The organism is Porcipelethomonas ammoniilytica (assembly GCF_025567485.1).
Taxonomy (GTDB): Bacteria; Bacillota; Clostridia; order Oscillospirales; family Ruminococcaceae; genus Porcipelethomonas; species Porcipelethomonas ammoniilytica.
The window spans coordinates 25,147-31,656 of sequence record NZ_JAOQKH010000019.1 but is presented as its reverse complement, the minus strand read 5'-3'; the positions used below and the strand labels follow the sequence as shown (position 1 = coordinate 31,656).

Here is a 6,510-nt window from a genome sequence, read left to right as displayed (position 1 = left end):
CCCATTCATTTTGAAAATTCTTTACTTTCTTCTTAATTCTTTTCGCCTTTTTGTGTCCAGATTATTGACTATGGTCCATGCCTGCCTGAAAGAAAACATGGTAGGTATCATTGTTAGGTTCTTTCTTGACAGCATAGTCAATGTCATATTTCTTTGCCACGCTTAGAAAATCCTCGATACCTTTGACTTCCACGTTTTCAAGCTTACCCGAATGTTCCGACAGTTTCTTCATGGACACTCTGCCTTTTTTCTGCGACTTGCCCGAAAGAAAGTCGTTCATGGCTGATTTCAGCACATCGACTGTAAAGTCCTTACTTTTGACGGACAAATCTATGGTCTTTCGCAAGCCTTTTTCAAAGTCAGTACTCATGACGGAAACTCAAACACTGCGTCGATGTTCTCATGAAGCCACTTTGAAAAATCACTCTTAACAGCATTAAACTTCTCCTCATCGTCATACTCTGCAACAACAATGCCATTTTCAGAATCGCTGTTCAGATATGCCATGAAGCCAAAGCCTGAATCATCTTCGTACTCACCGCAGGTCACACAGGCAACCGCATTTGTATAGTTGAACACAGTTCCGTCCTGAGAGATAATTGATAGGGTCATACGCTCACTCCTTTCCCGCTTACTAATTTAAGTTTAGCAAAACAGGGGTATCAAGTTCTGCCAAGCAGGAGTAAGTCAATGTCAAGTTTTGTACAAAATTCATCTGGTTCATAAGAAAGTTGAGCCTTCAGGAAATTTTGCCAGAAGGTGATTGAAAAAATGAAAGTTTTATGCTATACTATTTAATAGGAAAGACTTCTCAGAAAGGAGAAACCAATGGATAATATCGTTAATATCGGACAGAATGATGTTATGAGCAACTTTACCAAGACAGATGACATCATGAATGATATGAGAAAAATTATTGAGAGTTCTCAGAAAACTGCACATCAGGCAGTAAACACAATTCTTGTTCAGCGTAATTGGCTGATAGGATACAGAATCGCAAGCGAGGAATTAAATGGTGAAAATCGTGCTGATTATGGCTTGGAAGTGATTAAAAAACTTTCAAAAGAACTTACTGAACTTTACGGAAAAGGCTATGACAAAAGCAATCTTTATCATTTTTTGAAGTTTTATAAATCGTTTCCGAAAATTTTCGACACAGCGTGTCGACAATCTGTAATGCTTCTCACATGGTCACATTACAGAACTTTGTTACAGGTTGAAGATAAAACTGCCCGTGATTGGTATGAGAAAGAAGCCTATGAGCAAACATGGAGCGTCCGTACATTGCAAAGAAATATCTCATCACAGTATTACTACCGTATGTTGCAGACACAAGACAAGGAACTTGTTGAGAATGAGATGAAACAGCTTACTGCTGATTTTCAAGCCGACAAGCTGGAATTTATAAAGAATCCTGTGATTGCTGAATTCTTAGGCTTGTCATCAAATACAGATTTCACAGAAAGTGAACTTGAATCAAGTATTCTCTCCAATATTCAGAAATTTCTTATGGAACTCGGAAAAGGGTATGCCTTTGTTGCAAGACAGCAGCATATCAAGACAGAGAAACAGGACTATTTCATCGACCTTGTTTTTTACAACTATATTCTCAAGTGTTTTGTTCTGATCGACCTAAAAACAGAGAAAATCACGCATCAGGACGTAGGGCAAATGGATATGTATATCAGAATGTATGATGAACTGAAACGAAGCGAAGGCGATAACCCGACGATAGGTATTGTCCTTTGCTCCGATACCGATGAAGATATTGCAAGATATTCTGTTATGCACGGCAACGAACAGCTTTTTGCTTCAAAGTACAAGCTGTATCTGCCGACTGAAGAAGAACTCCGTGCAGAAATCGAAACACAAAAAACGATGTACTATTTGCAGCATGGCAAGGACAAAGATAACCAATAATCAAAATACTGCTGAAAAGAAAAAAGACCAACTTGGCATGATACCGAGTTGGTCTTTCGTGTTATATCAGCTGTTCAATTTCCTTTTCACCGAGTTCAAGATGATAGTAGATACCTTGTCTTGAAATAAACATTTCCTTTGAGATTTTTATAATGCTATCAAGTTTGATATACTTTCTAATGAGTATTTCTCTGCGGTTATCATTTTCGATCTGCTGAATCTTTTCAATCATCTGAACCTTAACCGCATTTCCGTTATCAATCATAAATTTCAGAGTATTAGTTAGACTGTCAATTTCAGGCTGCAAATAATCCTGCATTGCACTTTCATTTGCTAAAGCATTCATGCCGTCCAGCTGAAGCTTAACACTCCTGATTTGGCGGTCAATAATGGCATACTGCTCTAAAAATTCCTTACCTGTCAAAGTAGTAAACCTCCCGCATTTTCCTGATAAAACACTTGCCATCAAGTCCCGACAGCAGGCTGAACCACTCCGACAGAAAGAAACTTTCCAGTTCTGATTTTCGCCTGTAAATAGCATCACTTCTTGTGTGATTTTTGAGTGCGAACAGTGTGTATTTATAGCTTTCCGCTGCCATCGTAACTATGGCATGGGCAAGTGCTATGTAACCGTCATCAAGTGAAACTGACATCAATATCACCGTTTGCAAGTGAAATCTTCAAACCTTCTACGGCAGTGTGATAAGAACTGTCCGTTACATATTTCAGAAGTTTCAGAAATTCATTTATGCCGTATTTTTCGAGATTCATGTCAAATACAGACTTTTTATCCTCTGCAAAAATGCCAAGAATAATCTCTGTAATCCCCACAACGTCAATGTCATAAAAATTGCCGACGTTGACCATTTCACCGTTATCGAGCAGTGCAAACAGAGCATAGGGAATCACTTTTTCATCGTCAAGCGGAATTGCTCTGTGGACAAATTTCTTAATCTTGTTCATCGGAACAGGTCTGCCGTACTCTGTAATAATCATCTTTTCCATTTTGAAATCCTCCATTACTTTCTTTCTGTCATTGTGTAGTAGCTGCTAAAATCGGAACCAAGCCAGTTTTCCAGCTTGTACCTTGCATAGTCACGCTCCTCCTCCGTTGCGTAAACGGCAAGAATTATCTCATCGCCAAGAGTGGTAAGTGCAGTAATCGCAAATTCAAGGCTGTCGGGGTTGAATTCATCATCAACAATTTCACTGATATTGCCGTTTATGCTGTCAATGAATACAGACTGAATCATTGCAATTATATCGCAGTTCAGCGTAATATTATCGTAGGTTTTTATCATTTTCATGTCTTTTAACTCCTTTTTTATCATTCACTCAAAAGCAAATTTTTAAGTTCATCGTAACTTTTCTGAGCCTGTTTCATACGGTAGGAAATGCCTTTCATGGCGAAGGCAAAAGTTGCAGGAAGAATACGGTCAAAGGTGCGCTTTTTCTTCAAATCTGTGCAGTTTCCCATATCGTTTATGTCAATATTAGTTGTCACAATCATCGGCTTGTTGGCTGAAATTCTTGTATCCACAAGACTGTGAACTCTTTCAAGTGCAAATTCCGTGCCACGTTCTGCACCTAAATCGTCGATGATAAGCAGGTCGGGAGATGTAATGCCGTAAATATACTCAGCATATTCAGACTCGTTGAAAAAACTGCCACGCTCCACAATCTGCATGGAAGTCAGCCATTTTACGCTGATACCACGATTTAAGAGAGCATTTGCGATACAAGCCGCAAGGTAGGTTTTGCCCGTTCCGACATCACCGTAGAGCAAAAGTCCTGTTTTGCCCATTTGCTCAAAATTTCGGATATAGTTCATGCCTATTTTTCTTGCATCAGTCGATTCCACCGTTCCAATATCAGCAGAAAGATAATGTTCGGGAATGTTCGCAAGTTCTTTGTTTCGGCTAATGATATTTTCAAGCTGCTGTTCGGCTTTCTCACGTTTTTCCCTTGCCGTCTGACAGGCACAGCAGCAGCCTACAATCTCAGGCATACCCATTTTCAGTAGTTCTTCGGGCATACGGAACTGCTTTGCCGTACCGCACTTTCCGCAGTGCCAGAGTCCGTCCTCTGCAATGTAATCATCGGCGTTCTTGTTGTCGATAAAGTTCTTTTCGGCATTTTCAGAAATTGTCTGAAAAATGCTTTTCAACAGGTCATTCATAACGTTTCCTTTCTGCTGACAAGATAATTCATGATATTATCAGAATCAGCGTTCCAAAATTCTTTTTGTATACCGAACTTACGGCATAAACTGCTTTCAAACAAGTCAGTATCCGGCTCTGTTTTGCTGTATTTCAGGCTGAGTATACATTCCTTTGACAGTTTGTGTTCAAGTTCTTTCAGCACACTGTCAGCTGAAATCCAATGAAACTCACACAGAAGCAGAAACCTGTCCCAGAAGCGAAATACTTTTTTCTGTTCAAGTTCTTCAAGGGTATAAATTCCCGATGATTCAGCCAGTTTCTTAACCGCATCGGCAAACGGAATATTTTCTATCTTGCTGACAAATCCCAACACATCGCAACTTTTACCGCAGTGAAAACAGGTGAATATTTTGTCACGAAACAGGTGCATTGCATAAATGTGACTGTGACAGAACGGGCATTTACAGCGTTCATTCTTAACTTCTGCATATTCTGAGATAACAGAAGAAAGCGGATTTTTCATTCGGATAAATTCCAATAATTCAATATTTACAAACATTTTTCACCTCACAAATCGGTCAAACGGATTGACATTCACATCGTAGACAGATTCTTGTACAGAAACTGACCTGTCAAGCTGAGGATAGTCCTTTGAAACCCTTTCAACTACCCAGTTCAGAATCGTATGATAATCGGATTTATACTGTTTTCCGCTTGAAAGCTTGTAATTGTTCAGAATCTCAATGCACTTGTCCACAAAAGCCTTTGTATGCTGCTGTGTAAGTTTCTGATATTCTTCCTCAGTCATAGTGACAGCTTCTGCATATTTTTTTTTGTTGTCCTGAGCCTTTTTCTTTGACTGAGATTTGGAAGATGATTTTTGCGGGACTGAAACTGTGGTGTTTAATTTTTTCGTACTTAATTCTTTAGTACTTGATATGTAAGTATTTAATTGTCCCTGATTTTCTACACCTTGAATTTCAAGATGTAGGTTTTCTGTATCTTGTTTTTCTGCATCTTGAGAATCTGCATTTAGTTTTGCTTCCTCTCTTAATTTGATAAACAATTCAGGACACTCAAGACCGTTAGGCATATCCTCGTAAGGAATTTCATAGATGTGATAAACGTACTCAAAGCGTCCGCTTTTTGAATAGTTGGGAGGAAGCTTTTCTACATAGACGTAACATTCATCAATCAATTCATGCAGGGCAGATCGAACTGCTGTTTCTCCCTCTTTGCAAATTTTTACAAGACCTGCAATAGAATAGTTCCAACCGTCAAGCAATCCAAGTATTTTTGACATAAGTCCAACAGCTTTCAGGCTAAGTTTCAAATTTCTCAAATGGTGATTGCTCATAATTGTAAAATCGGTATTCTTATGCACTCTGACAACAGATGAGTTAGTTTCCTTTGTCATAATAATCCTCCGAATAAAATAAAAAAGCATTCCTCAATAATATGAAGAACGCTTTGCGTTTACCTATTCGATTTTCTTTGCAAATTTAAGCCTGTCTTAATTATATTTTATTATTCACAAATGTAAAATTTCTGTGAACCCGAGTTCCCTTAGCGTATTACGATTGTGGAACGATGCCGTTGTTGTTGACTCGCTTTTTAGTAAGAACATCAACGGTGTAGGTCTTTTGAAGTAGTGCATCACCCATGTACTTTTCGTTTGTAAGAATAAGTCTGATGCCGTCTGGTCTCCATTTTGCTTTGCCTGCAGCTGTAAGATAACCTTCTGCAGTCAATCCGTCTGCTATGTTCTTAAGACTCTTACCTTCAAGGTACTCTCTGTAGATTCTCCTTACAAGCATTGCACCTTCCGGTTCAATTATAAGATGACCTTTTTCATCCTTAGTGTAGCCAAGGAAACGATTGTGGTTGACCTGAACTTCGCCATTCTGGTATCGGAACTGAAGTCCCATCTTCACGTTCTTGCTCAAGGACTCTGATTCCTGCTGTGCAAGTGAGGCCATGATGGTAAGAAGAACTTCTCCCTTGGTATCCATCGTGTTGATGTTTTCCTTTTCAAAATAAACAGGCACGTTCTTTTCCTTTAACTGTCTGATGTACTTCAGGCAGTCAAGGGTGTTTCTTGCGAATCGGCTGATTGACTTTGTAATGATCATATCGATGTGACCTGCCATGCACTCATCAATCATACGATTAAATTCTTCACGCTTTTTTGTATTTGTACCACTGATACCATCGTCTGCAAATATCCCGGCAAGTTCCCATTCAGGGTTCTTACTTATGTAAGTGGTGTAATGCTCGACCTGTGTTTCATAACTTGTTGCCTGTTCCTCGCTGTCTGTACTAACTCGGCAGTACGCTGCGACCTTTAGCTTTGGCTTTTCTGTAACACCGACTGTGTTGCCTACACGCCTTTTTGCCGGAATAACTGTAATGCTTTTTCCTGCCATTG

The 6,510-nt window shown here is 39.3% G+C and carries 10 protein-coding genes and 1 pseudogene; 1 reads left to right on the top strand and 10 read right to left on the bottom strand.

All coding sequences use genetic code 11. The features are described 5' to 3' along the window. Window positions 1-61 precede the first annotated feature (61 nt). Together OCV67_RS11285 and OCV67_RS11280 are read right to left on the bottom strand one after the other, a co-directional pair. The gene (locus OCV67_RS11285; RefSeq protein WP_147644076.1) at window positions 62-370 is read right to left on the bottom strand and encodes a DUF3801 domain-containing protein; all 309 of its coding nucleotides are present in this window, start codon (window positions 368-370) and stop codon (window positions 62-64) included. Then, complete coding sequence (locus OCV67_RS11280) at window positions 367-612, bottom strand: hypothetical protein (RefSeq protein WP_147644075.1); 246 nt, start codon at window positions 610-612, stop codon at window positions 367-369. The genes OCV67_RS11285 and OCV67_RS11280 overlap by 4 nt, the downstream gene beginning before the upstream one ends. Before the next feature lie 216 nt (window positions 613-828). Between OCV67_RS11280 and OCV67_RS11275 the strand changes: the two genes are divergently transcribed. Beyond that, window positions 829-1,920: a PDDEXK nuclease domain-containing protein gene (locus tag OCV67_RS11275; protein WP_147644074.1), complete on the top strand. Its 1,092-nt coding sequence runs from the start codon at window positions 829-831 to the stop codon at window positions 1,918-1,920. 61 nt (window positions 1,921-1,981) lie between these two features. Here OCV67_RS11275 and OCV67_RS11270 read toward each other — a convergent pair whose 3' ends face one another. From OCV67_RS11270 to OCV67_RS11235, 8 genes and pseudogenes are all read right to left on the bottom strand, one after another. Further along, window positions 1,982-2,344, bottom strand: coding sequence for a hypothetical protein (locus OCV67_RS11270; RefSeq protein WP_147644073.1), 363 nt, complete (start codon window positions 2,342-2,344; stop codon window positions 1,982-1,984). Beyond that, a complete protein-coding gene (locus OCV67_RS11265) occupies window positions 2,334-2,573 on the bottom strand; it encodes a hypothetical protein (RefSeq protein ID WP_147644072.1) in 240 nt (79 codons plus the stop codon). The genes OCV67_RS11270 and OCV67_RS11265 overlap by 11 nt, the downstream gene beginning before the upstream one ends. Further along, window positions 2,557-2,925, bottom strand: a complete 369-nt coding sequence (locus OCV67_RS11260; protein ID WP_147644071.1) for a hypothetical protein — start codon at window positions 2,923-2,925, stop codon at window positions 2,557-2,559. Before OCV67_RS11260 ends, OCV67_RS11265 begins: the two co-directional genes overlap by 17 nt. Before the next feature lie 14 nt (window positions 2,926-2,939). Then, window positions 2,940-3,227 carry a hypothetical protein gene (locus tag OCV67_RS11255; protein ID WP_147644070.1) on the bottom strand — a complete coding sequence of 96 codons (288 nt, stop codon included), beginning with the start codon at window positions 3,225-3,227 and terminating at the stop codon, window positions 2,940-2,942. Window positions 3,228-3,247: 20 nt separating this feature from the next. Beyond that, a complete protein-coding gene (locus OCV67_RS11250; protein WP_147644069.1) occupies window positions 3,248-4,099 on the bottom strand; it encodes an ATP-binding protein in 852 nt (283 codons plus the stop codon). After that, the gene (locus OCV67_RS11245; RefSeq protein WP_147644068.1) at window positions 4,096-4,641 is read right to left on the bottom strand and encodes a CHC2 zinc finger domain-containing protein; all 546 of its coding nucleotides are present in this window, start codon (window positions 4,639-4,641) and stop codon (window positions 4,096-4,098) included. The genes OCV67_RS11250 and OCV67_RS11245 overlap by 4 nt, the downstream gene beginning before the upstream one ends. A 3-nt stretch (window positions 4,642-4,644) precedes the next feature. Further along, the gene (locus OCV67_RS11240) at window positions 4,645-5,499 is read right to left on the bottom strand and encodes a hypothetical protein (RefSeq protein WP_147644067.1); all 855 of its coding nucleotides are present in this window, start codon (window positions 5,497-5,499) and stop codon (window positions 4,645-4,647) included. Window positions 5,500-5,662: 163 nt separating this feature from the next. Beyond that, a pseudogene (locus OCV67_RS11235) lies at window positions 5,663-6,508 on the bottom strand (recombinase family protein); the annotation flags it as partial. Window positions 6,509-6,510 lie beyond the last annotated feature (2 nt).